This window comes from Rhizobium sp. BR 250 (assembly GCF_047445855.1).
Lineage (GTDB): Bacteria > Pseudomonadota > Alphaproteobacteria > Rhizobiales > Rhizobiaceae > Agrobacterium > Agrobacterium tumefaciens_I.
The window spans coordinates 52,742-68,679 of sequence record NZ_JARWKW010000012.1 but is presented as its reverse complement, the minus strand read 5'-3'; the positions used below and the strand labels follow the sequence as shown (position 1 = coordinate 68,679).

Annotated in this window: 12 protein-coding genes; 3 read left to right on the top strand and 9 right to left on the bottom strand. The window is 59.5% G+C overall.

Annotation, left to right across the window (positions count from 1 at the left end):
* Positions 1–28 precede the first annotated feature (28 nt).
* From QD336_RS18740 to QD336_RS18725, 4 genes are all read right to left on the bottom strand, one after another.
* Positions 29–1,027 carry a TRAP transporter substrate-binding protein gene (locus tag QD336_RS18740; protein WP_499171716.1) on the bottom strand — a complete coding sequence of 333 codons (999 nt, stop codon included), beginning with the start codon at positions 1,025–1,027 and terminating at the stop codon, positions 29–31.
* A gap of 16 nt (positions 1,028–1,043) precedes the next feature.
* Positions 1,044–2,810 carry a TRAP transporter large permease gene (locus QD336_RS18735; protein WP_499171810.1) on the bottom strand — a complete coding sequence of 589 codons (1,767 nt, stop codon included), beginning with the start codon at positions 2,808–2,810 and terminating at the stop codon, positions 1,044–1,046.
* 154 nt (positions 2,811–2,964) lie between these two features.
* Entirely contained in the window at positions 2,965–4,800 is a 1,836-nt protein-coding gene (locus tag QD336_RS18730) for an ABC transporter ATP-binding protein (protein ID WP_499171715.1), read from the bottom strand.
* A gap of 204 nt (positions 4,801–5,004) precedes the next feature.
* Positions 5,005–6,201 (bottom strand): aminotransferase class V-fold PLP-dependent enzyme, encoded by a 1,197-nt coding sequence (locus QD336_RS18725; protein WP_499171714.1) that lies wholly within the window; start codon positions 6,199–6,201, stop codon positions 5,005–5,007.
* 112 nt (positions 6,202–6,313) lie between these two features.
* On the opposite strand from QD336_RS18725, the gene QD336_RS18720 reads away from it, so the two are divergent.
* Entirely contained in the window at positions 6,314–7,126 is an 813-nt protein-coding gene (locus QD336_RS18720; protein WP_499171809.1) for an IclR family transcriptional regulator, read from the top strand.
* Between the two features lie 6 nt (positions 7,127–7,132).
* Here QD336_RS18720 and QD336_RS18715 read toward each other — a convergent pair whose 3' ends face one another.
* From QD336_RS18715 to QD336_RS18695, 5 genes are all read right to left on the bottom strand, one after another.
* Positions 7,133–7,627 carry a RidA family protein gene (locus tag QD336_RS18715; RefSeq protein WP_020011822.1) on the bottom strand — a complete coding sequence of 165 codons (495 nt, stop codon included), beginning with the start codon at positions 7,625–7,627 and terminating at the stop codon, positions 7,133–7,135.
* 82 nt (positions 7,628–7,709) lie between these two features.
* The gene (locus QD336_RS18710) at positions 7,710–8,933 is read right to left on the bottom strand and encodes an amidohydrolase/deacetylase family metallohydrolase (protein ID WP_499171713.1); all 1,224 of its coding nucleotides are present in this window, start codon (positions 8,931–8,933) and stop codon (positions 7,710–7,712) included.
* A gap of 1 nt (position 8,934) precedes the next feature.
* Positions 8,935–9,810, bottom strand: a complete 876-nt coding sequence (locus QD336_RS18705) for an ABC transporter permease (protein WP_269342942.1) — start codon at positions 9,808–9,810, stop codon at positions 8,935–8,937.
* Positions 9,810–10,751, bottom strand: a complete 942-nt coding sequence (locus QD336_RS18700; protein WP_265612558.1) for an ABC transporter permease — start codon at positions 10,749–10,751, stop codon at positions 9,810–9,812. Before QD336_RS18700 ends, QD336_RS18705 begins: the two co-directional genes overlap by 1 nt.
* Positions 10,752–11,013: 262 nt before the next feature.
* Positions 11,014–12,540, bottom strand: a complete 1,527-nt coding sequence (locus tag QD336_RS18695; RefSeq protein ID WP_499171712.1) for an ABC transporter substrate-binding protein — start codon at positions 12,538–12,540, stop codon at positions 11,014–11,016.
* 496 nt (positions 12,541–13,036) lie between these two features.
* On the opposite strand from QD336_RS18695, the gene QD336_RS18690 reads away from it, so the two are divergent.
* Together QD336_RS18690 and QD336_RS18685 are read left to right on the top strand one after the other, a co-directional pair.
* Positions 13,037–14,161, top strand: a complete 1,125-nt coding sequence (locus tag QD336_RS18690; RefSeq protein ID WP_269342937.1) for a glycosyltransferase family 4 protein — start codon at positions 13,037–13,039, stop codon at positions 14,159–14,161.
* A gap of 423 nt (positions 14,162–14,584) precedes the next feature.
* Complete coding sequence (locus tag QD336_RS18685) at positions 14,585–15,781, top strand: polysaccharide biosynthesis/export family protein (RefSeq protein ID WP_499171711.1); 1,197 nt, start codon at positions 14,585–14,587, stop codon at positions 15,779–15,781.
* The last annotated feature ends 157 nt before the right edge of the window (positions 15,782–15,938 follow it).

Below are 15,938 nucleotides of genomic sequence, written 5' to 3'. Positions count from 1 at the left end.
CTTCCCTTTCAGTTCCGATGCGCTGGCCTCAGGCCTGCTGTATCGCCTCGATCTTTTTGAGGCCGCCGACAATTCCGGCAAAATCCTGCCAGACACCCTGCGCGCCCTTGCGCCATTCATCCGGCATTTCCGGCTGCAGCACCTTGCCGCCTTTCGAGAGCGCAAGGTCGACGGACTTTACTTCATCTTCAACGATCAACTGGTTGAAATAACGGGCACCTTCGCTGGAGGCTTCCGTGAGTACCTTCTTTTCCTCGTCATCCAGCTGGTTCCAGAAGGCTGCGCCATAATATACCACGCCCGAGGCCCAGATATGTCCGGTCTCTGTCAGATAGGGCACGACTTCGTAGAGCTTGAAACCGGCATAGGCCGATTTGGTGAGGTCCATGGCGTCGGCCACGCCGGTCGCCAGCGCATTATAGGTCTCAGTGATCGGAATACCGACCGGTGTCATGCCGAAAGCGCTCCACAATCTGGTGTGCAGCGGGCTCTGGATGACGCGGATTTTCTTGCCCTTCAACTGTTCCGGCCGGGTCACAGGCTCCTTGGTCAGAAGATGGCGTGCGCCGTAATTGATGAAACCGGCGGCAATGAATTGCTGTGCAGCGAGCTTCGCCTTCAGCTCTTCGCCGGTCTCACCCGTCACCACCTTGCGCACATGCTCGCCGTCGCGGAACAGAAAGGGCAGATCGAGTATCTGCAGTTCCGGCACCCAACCGGACAGCGAAGAGACGGTGGAGAGGCTGGCCTGAACCGAACCGAGGCGGATGTTTTCCGCCACTTCCTTTTCGCCACCCAGGGCCCCGCTCTTGACGATGTTGAAGCGGAAACGGCCGGGCAGTTTCGCCTCCACCAGCTCGCTGATCTTGACCCAGATTTTCGTCTCCGGCTTATCGTCGGCAAACAGCGACGCGACCGTGAGGCTGCGTGTTCTGGCATGCGCCGTGCGCACCAGGGCCGGTGCGGCGAGCGTCGCCGCACCGAGGGCGGAGAGCTTGAGGAGATGACGGCGATTGGTAATGGTCATGACGAAAACCCCTGACTTAAAAGAATATGGCCCAGACACACAAAATGGCGAGGGCAACGAGCAGCGAAACGAGATAGGGAATGACCGCCCGGAAAAGTGCGGAAGCCGGAACACGGGTCACGCCGCTGACCACGAAGATCAGCATGCCGAGCGGCGGCGTCAGGCCGTGGATCATCAGATTGACCACCAGAATGACACCGAAATGAATGGGATCGATGCCAGCTGCGACAGCAGCCGGCAGCAGGATCGGCCCGAAGAGCAGGATCGCCGCGCCGATATCCAGCACCAGACCGACCGCGAGCAGGATGAGGTTGGAGAGCAGCAGCACCGCGATCTTGCTGCCGCCAAGCAAAGTGACAAAATCCGTGACGAGGCCGGAGACATTGTCCACCGCCAGCAGAAAGGCGAAAGGACCGGCCGTACCGATCAGAAGGCCGATCGCCGCCGCCTCCCCTGCCGATTGCCGGAAGGTCGCGAAAATGCGGCCGGCGCCCAGCCGGTAACCGAGGCCGAGAAGCAGCGTATAAAGTGCCGCAAGGGCGGCCGCTTCCGTGGTGGTGACGATGCCGATACGGATGCCGACCACCACGATGACACCAAGGCCGAAGGCCGGTATCGCGGCGATGGCTGAGCGCCATCGCTCTGCCCCGGTGGCGCGCGGCAGGGTATCGACGCTGCGCACGCTCAAATGGATCGCCACGCCGAGGCAGGCTGCCATCAGCCCGCCGGCGAAGAAGCCGCCGACCAGCAGCGAACCGACCGAAAGATTGGTGGCGGTGGCGAGGATCAGAAAAGCGATAGAGGGCGGAATGACGTTGTCCAGCACGGATGTCGCGGCGATGATCGCGCCCGCCTGCGCCGGCGGATAGCCATGTTTGACGAGTTCCGGCTGGAAGGTGGAAGCGCCGAAGGCGGCGTTGGCGACCGATGAGCCGGATGCGCCGGAAAACAGCACGCTGGTCAGAAGCGTTGTCTGCGCCAGACCCGCCCGGCGGTGGCCAACGACGGAAGCGGCGAAGCGGACGAGCTGGTTGGCGACACCGGATACCGTCAGCAGGCTGCCGGCCAGCAGGAAGAAGGGGATGGCGAGCAGCAGGAATTTCGACATACCGGTCACGGTCGAGGAAACGATGGCCGGCTCCGGCAAGGTGCTGCCGAAGGCAATCGCCACATAAGCAGCGGCAAGAAAAGCGTGAGCGAGTGGTGCCGCCAGAACCAGTCCCAACGCCGCCGTCAGTGCCAGAAACAAGCTCGGCGGCAGGCTCGTATCGATAAACACCGCCGGCAGGCCAACATAGGTCGCAAGTGCGATGGCCATGGACAGCAGGACGGCGAGCATCTTGCCTTCGCTGAAACGCTGAAACGCCAGATAGACAAAAATCAGCCCGCCGCCCGCGCCAAGAAAGCCGAAACGCACCCATTCCGGCAGGCCGAGCGTCGGCGAAGTACCGCCCAGCATGGCCGCGATCTCCACCCCGCCGAAAGCAAGGATGAGTGCGGCAACAAAGGAGAAAGCATCGGCGAGAATTTCAGTGACGGCATGAAACCGCTGCGGCAGGAAGCGCACGAAGACATCGAGCCGCATTGCCAATGCGCTTTTGAGGCTGAGCGGTGCACCGACGGCGATCATCGCCACATTGAGCCATATGCCGAGATCTTCCGCGCCGATGAAGCCGGTATGGAGCAGATATCGCAGGGTGACATTGACCAGCACCACCACGAGAAGGGCCGCAAGGATCAATGCGGCCACCGCGCCAAGCACGGCATCGAAACGTGACAGCATCACCGCCGCTGCCGTCTCGAAGCTTTTGCGCCACTGCTTTTCCGCCACAGCCATAATCCGCCTTCCGCGCGTGATCGGTGTCACGCGGCCAGAAGCGGTATAGAAGAATGTCCCCCCGTGTAAAGCGCCGCGCTCTGGGAAAACGGGGCAGCAGTTAGAGCGCCACGAGATGGCCGGGCGAAACCTCGCGATATTCACGCGGCTTGACGGCATAATCGACAGCGCGGATCGGGCTTTTCAGCTCGTCATTCGCCGCACCGCGCCTTGTGTTGCGGCGGTCCGGGTCCGGCACCGGCACGGCGGCCATCAGCTTGCGGGTATAGTCGTGCTGCGGATTGTCGAAGACGGCAGCACGCGGGCCGATTTCGACGATTTCGCCGAGATACATTACCGCCACCCGATGGCTGACGCGTTCCACCACGGCCATGTCATGGGAAATGAACAGGAAGGCGAGATCGAGGCTTTGCTGCAGATCCAGCATCAGGTTGATGACCTGCGCCTTGATGGAAACATCCAGTGCCGAAACGCTTTCATCGGCGACGATGACCTTCGGCTGCAATGCCAGCGCGCGGGCGATGCAGATACGCTGCCGCTGGCCGCCGGAAAACTCATGCGGGTAACGCGCCGCCATATCGGGCGAGAGGCCGACCTTCTTCAGCATGTCGGCCACCACCTCCTTCGCTTCGCGGGTGCTTCCCATGCGGTGTTCCAGAAACGGTTCGGCAATCGCCGCCCCCACCGTCATGCGCGGATTGAGCGAGGCGAAAGGATCCTGAAAGATCATCTGCACCGTCTTGCGCATCTCACGCATGCCTGATTTGTCGAGGGTGAGAATATTCTCGCCATTGACCACCACCGAACCGGCATCCGGTTCGATCAGTCGCATGATGGCGCGACCGGTCGTCGATTTGCCGCAACCGCTTTCGCCAACGAGAGATAATGTTTCACCAGCCCTGAGATCGAACGACACATTCTCCACCGCATGCACGCGTCCGCTGAGTCGTCCCAATAGGCCGGAGTGGATGTCGAAGCGCTTGGTCAGCCCCTCCACCTTGAGCACCGGCTGCGCGCTGGCATCGACGGTATCGGCCGGGCGGGCCGGTTCCTGTGTTTCCCCCGTGGTGGTGTTGACGATGGGAAACCGCAGCGGTCTTTCCTCGCCCTTCATCGACCCCAGAACCGGAACGGCGGACAGAAGCGCCCGGGTATAGGGATGTTTGCCGCGATGGAAGATATCCGCCGTCGCGCCGACTTCCACCTGCTCGCCGCGATACATGACGACCGTTCGGTCGGCGATTTCCGCCACCACGCCCATATCATGGGTGATGAACAGGACGGAGGTGCCCTCCTCTTCCTGCAGCGTCTTGATGAGGTCGAGAATCTGGCCCTGAATGGTCACATCGAGCGCCGTCGTCGGCTCGTCGGCGATGAGCAGTTTCGGCCGCGAGGCCAGCGCCATGGCGATCATTACACGCTGGCGCATACCGCCGGAAAAGCGGTGCGGATATTCATCGAAACGCGAGGCGGCGGAAGGGATGCGTACCTTTTCGAGAAGGCGGACCGTCTCCGCCCTTGCTTCTGCTTTCGACATCGGCTGATGGCACAGCAAAGCTTCGGAAATCTGGTCGCCGATGGTGAAGAGCGGATTGAGGCTGGTCATCGGCTCCTGAAAGATCATGGCGACCTCGTTACCCCTGACCCGCCGCATGGCGTCTTCGGAAAGGGAGAGCAGGTTGCGACCGCCAAGCAGGATTTCACCCTTTACCCTGCTGCTTTCGCGGTCCAGCAGCCGCATGATGGAGAGCGAGGTTACGCTTTTGCCGGAACCGCTTTCGCCGACGATCGCGACCGTCTCGCCGGGGCCCACATCGAAGGAAATATCACGCACAACGGGTTTCCAGCCACCATCCACGAAGAAGGACGTGGTGAGATTGCGGACGGAAAGCACGGCATCTTCGGCACCAAGCGGTGCGACCTGCGGCATTGTCATGATCGTTCCCTTCTTTTCTTCTCGTTTGAATTCAGGCACGGCGTCGCGGCCTGCTTCTTCTCCCCGGGGGGGGGGGAGAAGGTGGCCCGAAGAGTCGGATGAGGGGGGCAAGGTTTCCGAAATCCGGCGGGGGTGCCCCCTCATCCCGCTGCCGCGGACTTCTCCCCTCGGGGAGAAGAAGCTCGCGGCACCCGCTCGTTCCACTCAGTCCGGCCAGCGCAGCATGCCGTCGAAACGGTGGCGGCTGCGGTCTTCGAACGGCGTGGCGATCACCTCGTTGGAGGCGCGCGCCTTATCCAGCTCTTCCGCCAGACGAGACGCAACAATGGTCTCCTGGCCGGGATGCAGGTTGCAGGGGTCGAGATAGAAATAGCGATGCTCGACCTCGTGATCACGGGTAATGATCGGCGGATTACCCCTCGCCAGCGCCGTCGTCAGGTCCCACGCGGTGATATGCGCTTCTTCGGCATCGATGATGACGCGCAGCCGGTCGAGCGGGTTGTTGGTCGGGTCCGGTTCGATCAGCGCCGTCACGCCCGGGCGTCCGTCCAGCGTCTTTTTCCAGAGGTTGAGATAACCTGTTTCCCGCTCGCGAATACCGGCATGGTCACGCTTTTCCCACGCTTCCAGCGTGGCCATGACGCCATAGATGCTTTCCTTGCCGACCTTCATGCCGCGGCCGATGCCCATATTCTGCAGGAAGGCATGGCGCACCAGTTCCTTCTTGCCGGCAACGATGCCCGACGTGGGGCCGCCGAGGAACTTGTGGCCGGAATAAAGTACCACATCCGCGCCGGTGGCCAGAAACAGTTTCAGGTCATATTCGGAAGCCGCATCGACGATAACAGGTACGCCCCTGGCATGGGCAATCTCGACGAATTCGGAAAGATGCAGCAGGCCGTAGTCGACCACATGATGCGAGACGACATAAACCGCCGCCGCAGTTTTTTCGGTGATGGCGTTTTCCATGTGAAAACGGTGGGTCGATGTCGCCTGCCCGATCAGCACTACCTTGCCGCCGCCGAGCCGGATCGCCTGATCCACCGGCGCGCCATAGCTCACCACATGACCCATCTGCACCAGCACTTCGTTCTTCTCAGGCGCGGCATCGGGCAACTTTTCGATGGCCAGCAGATTATTGCCGGTGATCGCACCCGCCACCGCAAGGCTGATGCCGGACGAGCAGGAGGCCGTGACGAAACCGGCCTCGCCGCCCGTCAGCCTTGATATTACCGCGCTCGCCTTGCGTTGCAGATCGTTGATCTCGACGAATTGCGGCAGGATGGCCGCCATGGCCTGAACGGCCTCGGGAACGACAATCGAAGCGCCGAGCGAGGTCATGGTGCCCGAGACGTTGATGACCGGGCGAAGACCGATCCTGCTTCTGATATCCTCGGTCATGTCTTTCTCCTGTTCTTGCGATGCGATGGGCATCGACATATATGCCATAATAATGTAATAGCTTCTCAGAATTCATGAGGAGCCAAAATTGGACGCCCATAAACTGGACGAAATGCCTTCAACCGCCCTGCCCGACGCCGCTGAAAACGCGGACACGAAGGCGGCCAAGCGCTCGCGCGTCAGCGGCATCGACCGCGCTCTTCAGGTGATTGATTATCTTTACGAAACCGGTTCTCCTGCTGGCGCTTACGCCATCGCCAAGGCGATCAAGGCGCCGCTTTCCACCGTTTATGTGATCATCGACGATCTCGTCGAAAAGAACATGCTGGCGCGTAATGCCGATGGCAACATCTGGCTCGGCGCGCGGCTTTACCACTATGGCCTTGCCTATGCCCGCTCTCTGGATTTCATGGGTGTCGCCACCCACGAAATGCACGATCTGTGCCGCCATGCGGGCGAGACCGTGCAGCTTTGCGGCCGCGATGGCGACCATATGCTTGTGCTGGCCATGGCCGATGGGCCCAGCCATTTTCAGGTTGCGTCCCGCGTCGGCACCCGCGTTCCCCTGAACTGGACGGCGTCCGGCCGTCTGCTCGTCGGCCATCTGCCGGAGGCGGAGCGCCTCGAACTTTTCCGGCGCTGCGCCCGCTCCTCGCCGACCGGCCGTGCGGAAATCAATCCCGAGACCCTGTCGCAATCGGCCGCAGCCGCTTTTCATGACCGGCTGTCGATACAGGTCGCCGAATCCGATTATGCCGTCGCCTGTATCGCCTCGCCGATCTGCGACAACAGGGGCGAATGCGTCGCGACGATTTCGATCGTGCTGCCTGAACAGAAGGTTCTGGCGGACGAGAACCATTATACCGAACAGGTCAGGGTCTCGGCGGAACGGATCGAGAAGCTGATGGGCTGGCGCAACCATTGAATAGCCTCAACCCTTGAGTGCGACGATGGCTTCGATCTCGACGGTGATGTTGCCCGGCAGCGAGCCAAAACCCACGGCGGAGCGGGCGTGCTGCCCGGCATCGCCGAACACATCGATGAAGAGATCGGAACAGCCGTTGATGACGCTCGGGTGATCGCGAAAATCGCTGACGGCATTGACCATGCCGAGCAGCTTGACCACCTTCTTCACCCGCGACAGATCGCCCAGCGCCTCATGCATGACGGCAAGCAGGTTGATGCCGGTGAGGCGTGCATGATTATAGGCCTCTTCCAGCCCGATTTCCGCGCCCACCTTGCCGGCGTAAAGATGGCCGTTTTCCTCCCGCGGTCCCTGCCCAGAGAGATAAAGCATGTTGCCCTCCACCACATGCGTGACGAAATTGGCAATCGGCGGCGGCGGCGGCGGCAGGGAGATGCCGAGCGCAGCGAGCCGGTCATAGGGCGAAAGGTGCCCTTCTGCATCAAGCGAAGACTGTTTCACGCGAATTCCTCATAATGCCGGGACTTGTATCCCGTAATGTCTGCGGAAGGCGGAGGGCATGCTCCCGCCTTTCCATTCGGGTTCAGCGCCAGGAATAACCATGGCTGTGGCGCACCAGCTTGCGCGCCCTTGGAATGTAACGACTGGCGGCAATCGCCTCGGCACCGATGACCGCGTAACGCGGCTCGAACAGGCGCTTCAGACGCGAGACGTCGCCATTGGAATCCGTCGCTTCCAGATCGGAATCCACCAGATCGAAAACCGTGAAATCGGCGCGCTGGCCAACATCGAGACGGTTTTCCATATCGAGGCGGATGACGGAGGCCGGATTGCGGGTAACGGCCTCGACGACATTTTCGAAGGGCATATCAACCGACAGCAGCTTCGACATGGTCGTTGCCAGATCCCAGACCGGGAAATTCATCGAATGGCCGTGCAGATCCGTCGAGATCGAGAAAGGTAAAAGGCCACGCGCAATCGCCGCTTCCGCCACCTTGAAGGAGAAGGATGCCCCGCCATGGCCAATATCCAGCCGGATGCCTTCACCGGCGCAGCGTTCGGCAAGGTTGAACAGGTCCTCGTCTTCCATGATGCTGGAGCCTGACTTACCGTTGAAGCAATGGGTCACGACATCACCGGGGCCGAGAATTTCCAGCACTTCATCATAAAGTGCGGGCGGTTCGCCCACATGCACCATCATCGGCACTTTCAGGATCTTGGCGATCTTCTTGCCGAGCTTGACCGGCGTCACACCCCAGGAGCCGGTAATGACATGGCTCGCCCGCACCTTGATGCCGACGATATGTTCGCTGTTTTCGGCATAAACTTCGAGAATGCGATCAAGGTCAATGTCCTTGATATCACGCAGTTCCGGCACGCGGTTGCAGGCAACAAGGCCGATGGAGCCGAGATTGAGGAAGGCCTTGATGCGCTCTCTCGAAGGCTCAATGATATATTCCCGGAAACCATGGAAATTCGCTTCGCCCGCCGAGCCGGCATCCACCAGCGTGGTCACGCCGCGCTCAGCTCCGCATTCGGAGGGACGGATGGAGATATCGGTGCCGCCATGCCAGATATGCACGTGCAGATCCACCCAGCCGGGCGAGATGAAGGCGCCCTTGGCATCGATGCGCTGGGCATCCGCAGGCGCCTGCAGGGCAGAGCCTACCGCGGCAATCTTGCCGTCTCCGCCGATCAGAATATCGGTCGAAGCCTGTGATGCGCCCTTTCCGAAACCGACGGGTTTGACATTGGTGAGAAGAATGGGAGCTTGAAGAGGCGTTTTCGCCTGTTCGCCGGACGACATATTACAAATCCCTTCGCAGTCTTGGGTCGAGCATGTCCCGCAGCCCGTCGCCAACCATTTGCAGCGACAGTACGGAAAGAATGATGGCAAAGCCGGGGAAATAGGTCATCCAGTCGGCCTGGCCGATATATTGGCGGCCGGCGGAAATCATGGTTCCCCAGGTCGGTATTTCAGGGCTGACGCCAAGCCCCAGGAACGACAGGCCGGCCTCGGCCAGCATGGCGCTGGCGAAAAGGAAGGTGCATTGCACGAGGATCGGCGAGACCAGATTGCGCAGCACATGCCGCGTCATGATGTGGAAGGTGGAAATGCCGAGCGCCTTGGCCGCCTCCACATAGGGCAATTCACGGATCACCAGTGTCGAGGCGCGCACGATGCGGGCAAGGCGCGGCGAGTAGACGACAGCCAGCGCGATGATGACAGTCGTGAGCGACGGGCCGAGTGCCGCCACCAGCGCAATCGCCAGCAGAATATCCGGAAAGGCCATCATCGCATCGATCAGCCGGGCGATCGGCGTGTCCAGCTTCTGGAAGAAACCGGCAAGCAGCCCGAGGGTGATGCCGATCAGCGCCGAAAGCGCCACCACGGCGGCCCCCACCAGAAGCGACAACCTTCCGGCATAGATGGTGCGGGAAAAGACGTCGCGGCCGAACTCGTCGGTGCCGAACCAGTAGAGTTCGCTTGGCGGCTTCAGGCGGTTCACGATCGACAATTTCGATGGCGAATAGGGTGCGATCATCGGCGCGAAGACGGCGAGCAGCACGAAAACGAAGAGAACAATGACGCCGGCGGCCACAGTCTTGCGTTTGAGAAAGCGCCGCAGGAACAGGATGGTCGGGTTGCGCGCCGGTGGGGTGGTGGAAACAATATCGGCCATCAGTAACGAACCCTCGGATCGACCAGCAGGTAAAGCATGTCGATTGCAAAATTGATGAGCACGTAAAGCCCGGCGATAACGAGAAGCGCACCCTGAATGACCGGATAATCACGCCGAAGCACAGCGGAGACGACGAGGTTGCCGACACCCGGCAGGCCGAAGACGGTTTCCGTGACGACCGCCCCGGAAATCAGCACGGCGGCGGTGAGGCCAAGCACGGTGAGGATGGGAATGAGCGCATTCTTCAGCGCATGTTTCATCACCACCCGGCGCTCCTTGACGCCCTTGGCTCTGGCGGTGCGGACATAATCGTCGCCGAGAACATCCAGCATCGAAGCGCGGGTGAAGCGCAGGATGAGGGCAGAGGAAACGAGGCCGAGCGCGATTGCCGGAAGGGTCAGGTGATACATGCGCTCGAGGAAACTTGCGCCCGGCCCGCCGTAACCCGACACCGGGAACATATCGAGCCGGACGGCGAAGACCTGCATGAGGATGAGGCCGAGCCAGAAGCTCGGAATGCTTGCCGCCAGCATCGCCACCGTGGTCGCCGCCTGATCCACGAAAGAACCGCGCCGGTAAGCGGCATAGATGCCGATGGGAAGGGCGATGACACTGGCAATCAGCAGTGAAAATATCGTCAGGAAGAAGGTCGGTTCCGCCCGGTCAAGAAGCGCTGAGCCGACCGGCATGTTGAGAAAGATCGACTGACCGAGATCACCCTTCAGCAACTGGCCAATATAATAGACATATTGCACCCCGAGCGACTGATCGAGACCAAGCCGGGTGCGCAGTTCCGCAATGTCCTGCGCCGAGGCATCCGGCCCCAGCATCACGGCGGCCGGGTCTCCGGGTGTGACGCGCAGGATGACGAAAACGATGGTGACGACGAGGAACATCACCACGATCATTCCCGCAAGTCTCTGGAAAATATAGCGTATCACGTATGAAAGCTCCGAAGCGCGTGATTGCCGCAACCAGGCGACGGTTGAACTGGGTTGACGATGAGTGTCGGCACCTCGCACTCAGGGTCGGGAAAAACGCTTGCTTCCGTCATGCCGGACTTGATCCGGCATCCAGCCACCACGCGTCCGCGTGGTGAAAGAGACTCTTGCGATCAAGGACTTGATCGCGCTGGATCGCGGCTCAAGGCCGGGATGACGGGGGTGCGGATGTAATACCCTGCACCCCGAGACCAAGCTGATCCTACTTCTTAACCGAGGCGTTCCAGAAATAAGGCCATGGAGCCGGATCGACGCCTTCCAGCTTGTTGGACTTGGCGGCCACGGCGTTGAAATCGCCGATCTTGATGAGCGGCAGCTCCGCATAGATCGTCTTCTGCACATTGGCCCAGAGTGCGACGCGCTTGTCCGGATCAGCCTCGGAAGTGAAGGCATCAACCGCCGCCTTGCGCGCCGGCGTATCCCACCAGCCCGGCGAGCCGGTGGAGAGCGCACCGATCAGCGCCGGTTCCGGCAGGAAGGGGCTGTGGGTGATGTAGATGTCCCAGAGTTTCGAATCGGCGCGGCGCTGCGTCAGCGTCGCCCAGTCCACCACCTGCATGTCCACCTTGAAACCGGCAAGCTTCAGATATTCGGCGGCGACCTGCGCCATCTTGTAGTGGAATTCATATTGCCGGCTGGTGAGAATACGCAGCGGCTCGCCATTATAACCGGCCGCCTTCAGCTTTTCGACAGCGGCCTCCGGGTTTCCGATATTATAATTGCCCTCGACACCCTCTTCCGAATGCCAGGAGAAATTGTCAGGATAATAGGCGCCATCAAGCGCATAAAAATCCGTGCTGCCGAAAGCGGCCGCCAGCATGTCTTCCATGTTCAGCGCTTCGGTTACCGCCTTGCGGACCTCAAGCTTGGAAGACAGCCCCTCCTTTGTGTTGAACACGAAGACCGGATAACCGAAAGGCTTCAGCATCAGCGGCTGCGAGGCCGACGAGGATTTCACCTTGTCGAAGGATTCGACCGGAATGGAATCGACGTAATCATATTGCCCGGAAACGGCGGCTTCGACGCGGGTGTTCGGATCAGGCACCGGAACGAAGCGAATTTCATCGAGATATTGGTGGCGTGCGCCACCGTAACCGTCACTATCCCCCTCGCGGGACTTGTAGCCGTCAAAGCGGACGAGCTGGATATATTGATCCGCCTTGCGTTCCTTCAGCATATAGGGACCGGTGCCGATAAATTCGGCCATCGGCTCCGCCTGCTTTTCCGCCGGCAGGATGATGGCCGCCGAATTGTTGAAGGCGAGCAGCGAGGCCAGCGGCGCATAGGGCTGCTTGAGGGTGATCGTCACCGTTCCGGCATCGGGTGCGGAAATGTTGTCGATGAAACCGGCGGCCTGTTTGCCGCGCGAGGCGATCTTCATCCAGCGGCCGAGCGAGGCGACGACGTCTTCAGACGTCATGTCGCTGCCGTCATGGAACTTGATGCCCTGGCGCAGCTTGATCGTGTAGGTTTTGCCGTCCGCGCTGATCTCGGGCAGGCTTTCGGCCAGAAGCGGCGTCACCTTCCAGCCCTTGTCGAAGGTATAGAGCGTCTCGAAAATATGCTGCGTGACGATGCCGACGAGATCGGCGGTCGAGGCCATGGGGTCGAGTGTCGGCGGCTCGCCGATCGTCGCGACGTTGATCACGCCGCCCTTTTCCTGAGCCATCATCACCCCCGGCGCAAGCAGCAAGGCGGCGGTGGCGAGAAATGCAAGTTTACGTCTCATGGTCAAGCTCCCAGCTCTTTGTTCCAACCTGATGTTCCATTATTATGTTATATGCATCTTTATAACAGAATATCCCGATAAGACGCCTTGTCAATGACCCTCACCGGGGAAGATGGAAGCCGGGGGGCGCCGATAGGAGAAGGAGGCTTTGCGAGAAGGGAGGACAAGGGGCAAAAATAACGGTGATTTTTGCTGGAAAACGAGTGGCTGCACGCCGCATCGACAGGGGGCTCAAGGAAGCCGGACGATAAAGATCGATGGCAGACAGCGAATTAAGAAGGCGGGATATTTCGCATCTGCGAACAAAGTGCTATTGGAATAGCTGGAAAGACAAAATTCCGACAGACATCGCCTGCCATTGATATTATAATTACGTCATTCGTTTCCATCAGCCGTGTTTTTAAGGGCTGCAGACAAAGCCGATATTCCACACCGCCGAACTTTATCCAAAGGCGGATCATAAATTTTTTATTACGTTGAAATTATTGAGGAAATCATGAAGACGGCAATCGTGCATGACTGGCTCACCGACAGGGGTGGGGCCGAAAAGGTGCTTCACAATCTCCTGGAGATTTATCCGGACGCGGATATTTATTGCCTTGTCGACTTCATGAGCGAGCGCGACCGGGGATTTCTCGGCGGCCGGCAGGTCCACACCTCCTTCATCCAGAAACTGCCCTTCGCCCGAAAAAAATATCGCTCCTATCTGCCGCTGATGCCGCTTGCCATCGAGCAATTCGACATGAGCAGCTACGATCTGGTGATTTCCTCAAGCTATGCGGTCGCCAAGGGCGTCATCACCGGCCCGGGCCAGTTCCACGTTTCCTATATCCACAGTCCCATTCGCTACGCCTGGGATCTTCAACACCAATATCTCAAGGAAACGCGGCTCACGCGCGGCTTCACCTCCTGGATCGCCCGCGCCATTCTTCATTATATCCGCATGTGGGATATCCGCACCGCCAATGGCGTCGACCTGATGACGGTCAACTCCAAGTTCATCCGCAACCGGGTGCGCAAGTGTTATGGCCGTGATTCCACCGTGATCTATCCGCCGGTGGACACCTCCCACCTGTCTCCTTCCGACCGCAAGGGCGACTATTTCGTCACCGCCTCCCGGCTGGTGCCCTACAAGAAGGTGCACCTCATCGTCGAAGCCTTTGCGAAGATGCCCGACAAGCGACTGGTCGTCATCGGCGACGGGCCGGACATGAAACGCATTCGCGAAATCGCGACGCCCAATGTCGAAATCCTTGGTTTTGTCGGCAATGAGGAGCTTCATAAATACATGGCCGAAGCCAAGGCCTTCGTCTTTGCGGCTGAAGACGATTTCGGCATCGTACCGGTCGAATCCCAGGCGCTCGGCACGCCTGTTATCGCCTATGGCAAGGGCGGCGCGCTCGAAACCGTCATCCCGCTCGGCGCCTCCAATCAGCCGACCGGTCTTTATTTCCGCGAACAGACGCCCGAAGCAATCCGTGGCGCCGTGCAGGAATTCGTCGACAATTCAGACAGTTTCGACAAAAGCGCCTGCATCGACAATGCCGCACGCTTCTCACGCGAAAGGTTCCTGCGGGAATTCGCCGATACCGTGAATTTTGCGCTCGCCGAAAGGGCCTGACCAGCGCTGGTAAAATTAAAAAATCTTTACGCAACAATTAATTAGAAAGATTTTTAGACCGACAGGTAAGAAACCTCGCAAGCGTGACAAAACTGCACTAGCGCAATGTAGCCATTGCGGGGATTATTGCAGACAACCGAATATTGACGAGCGGCGATACTGAAAACATTCGGGAACGCGAATATTGAAAATGGCGTGGATTCTTCCAACGCGATTTAGCAATGAATAAACTTGAAGCGTCGCCAGAACTTGGGCATATGCCCTGAGGAAAGCGTTATTATTTCACAATGCGATTCTGCTGATCGATTGGTAATGTCGGCGGGGGTTTCTTTACCAAATTATTTTATAAAGTGATTATTTTAGAAACCTATACGATGTCCGGATTGTTCCCGCTTTTTGGACGATATTCATTTTGAGGACCAAATGCGTTTATTGAATGTTTCGATTCTGCTTGCCTCTGCAGCGCTGGCCGGTTGCACGGTTACCGCGGCATCCGGCCCCGATGCCGCGTCAATCGAATCCAACGCCTCCGTGAAGTTCACCTCCAAGGACAAGAAGAAAACCGCAGGTGTCGACTACGCGCTGATCGACATAAACAGCTCCGTTCTCAATTACGTCGGCGATACCACCTCCTCTACCCTGCTCGGCAGCTTCGGCGGTGGCAAGGGTGGCGTTCCGGCGCTGCCCATGGGTGTCGGCGACGTGGTCCAGGTTGCGATCTTTGAAAGCCAGGCGGGTGGCCTGTTCATTCCAAACGACGCCGGCAGCCGTCCCGGAAACTTCATCAGCCTGCCGAACCAGACGGTGGACCGCGAAGGCAATATCAGCGTTCCCTATGCCGGCAAGATCCGCGCCACCGGCCGCAATGTCGAGGACGTGCAGAGCGAAATCGAGGAGCGGCTGGCCAACCGCGCCATCGAACCGCAGGTTCTCATCACCAAGATTTCCAGCCGCTCCGCGCAGGCCTCCGTGCTCGGCGACGTCAAGGAAGCAACGAAGGTTCAGCTTTCGGAAGCGGGTGACCGTGTTCTCGACGTCATTTCTTATGCGAAGGGCCTCAGCGCGCCGAACATCGAATCCTACGTCACGCTGATCCGTCGCGGAAAGACCGCCCGCGTCAACTATAACCACCTGGTCAGCACGCCGTCCGAAAACATCTATGTGGTTCCGGGCGATACGATCATGGTGGAGCGGGAACGCCGCACCTATCTCGCCTTTGGCGCTTCCGGCCTGAATGGACGTTTCGAGTTCGAAGATGCCGATCTCAAGCTTTCGGATGCGCTCGGCAAAGCGGGCGGACTGGTCGATTCCCGTGCGGACCCTGCACAGGTCTATGTCTATCGTATCGTCAAACGCGACCTTCTCGTGAAGCTCGGCATCAATACGTCGAAATTCCCCGGGGAGGACGTTCCGGTCATCTTCCGCGCCAATCTGCGCGACCCGTCGACCTTCTTCGCCAGCACGAAGTTCCCGATGCAGGATCGCGACATCATCTACGTCACCAATTCGCAGGCCACCGAACTCTACAAGTTCCTGGATCTTGTCGGCTCTGTTCCGGCAACGACGGGCAATATTGCCGACGACGTGGTTACGACGCGCAACGCCATCCGGGCCTTCTGACTTCGGCATGCCCATACGCATACCAAAGCCGCCCCGGAAACGAGGCGGCTTTTTCTTTGGCCAGAACCCGCGGCGACAGGAAGCGCGACAGAGTAGGCCGGCACCTGGCCCGAAAATCACTCCAGCCCCTGCATCGCAGGGCGATCGAGCCACGGAC

Bases quoted from the DNA above. Each gene is read 5' to 3' on its own strand.
- QD336_RS18695 (WP_499171712.1), bottom strand. From the start codon at position 12,540: ATGAGACGTAAACTTGCATTTCTCGCCACCGCCGCCTTGCTGCTTGCG.
- QD336_RS18720 (WP_499171809.1), top strand. From the start codon at position 6,314: ATGCCTTCAACCGCCCTGCCCGACGCCGCTGAAAACGCGGACACGAAG.
- QD336_RS18685 (WP_499171711.1), top strand. From the start codon at position 14,585: ATGCGTTTATTGAATGTTTCGATTCTGCTTGCCTCTGCAGCGCTGGCC.
- QD336_RS18730 (WP_499171715.1), bottom strand. From the start codon at position 4,800: ATGACAATGCCGCAGGTCGCACCGCTTGGTGCCGAAGATGCCGTGCTT.
- QD336_RS18735 (WP_499171810.1), bottom strand. From the start codon at position 2,810: ATGCTGTCACGTTTCGATGCCGTGCTTGGCGCGGTGGCCGCATTGATC.
- QD336_RS18690 (WP_269342937.1), top strand. From the start codon at position 13,037: ATGAAGACGGCAATCGTGCATGACTGGCTCACCGACAGGGGTGGGGCC.
- QD336_RS18710 (WP_499171713.1), bottom strand. From the start codon at position 8,933: ATGTCGTCCGGCGAACAGGCGAAAACGCCTCTTCAAGCTCCCATTCTT.
- QD336_RS18705 (WP_269342942.1), bottom strand. From the start codon at position 9,810: ATGGCCGATATTGTTTCCACCACCCCACCGGCGCGCAACCCGACCATC.
- QD336_RS18740 (WP_499171716.1), bottom strand. From the start codon at position 1,027: ATGACCATTACCAATCGCCGTCATCTCCTCAAGCTCTCCGCCCTCGGT.
- QD336_RS18725 (WP_499171714.1), bottom strand. From the start codon at position 6,201: ATGACCGAGGATATCAGAAGCAGGATCGGTCTTCGCCCGGTCATCAAC.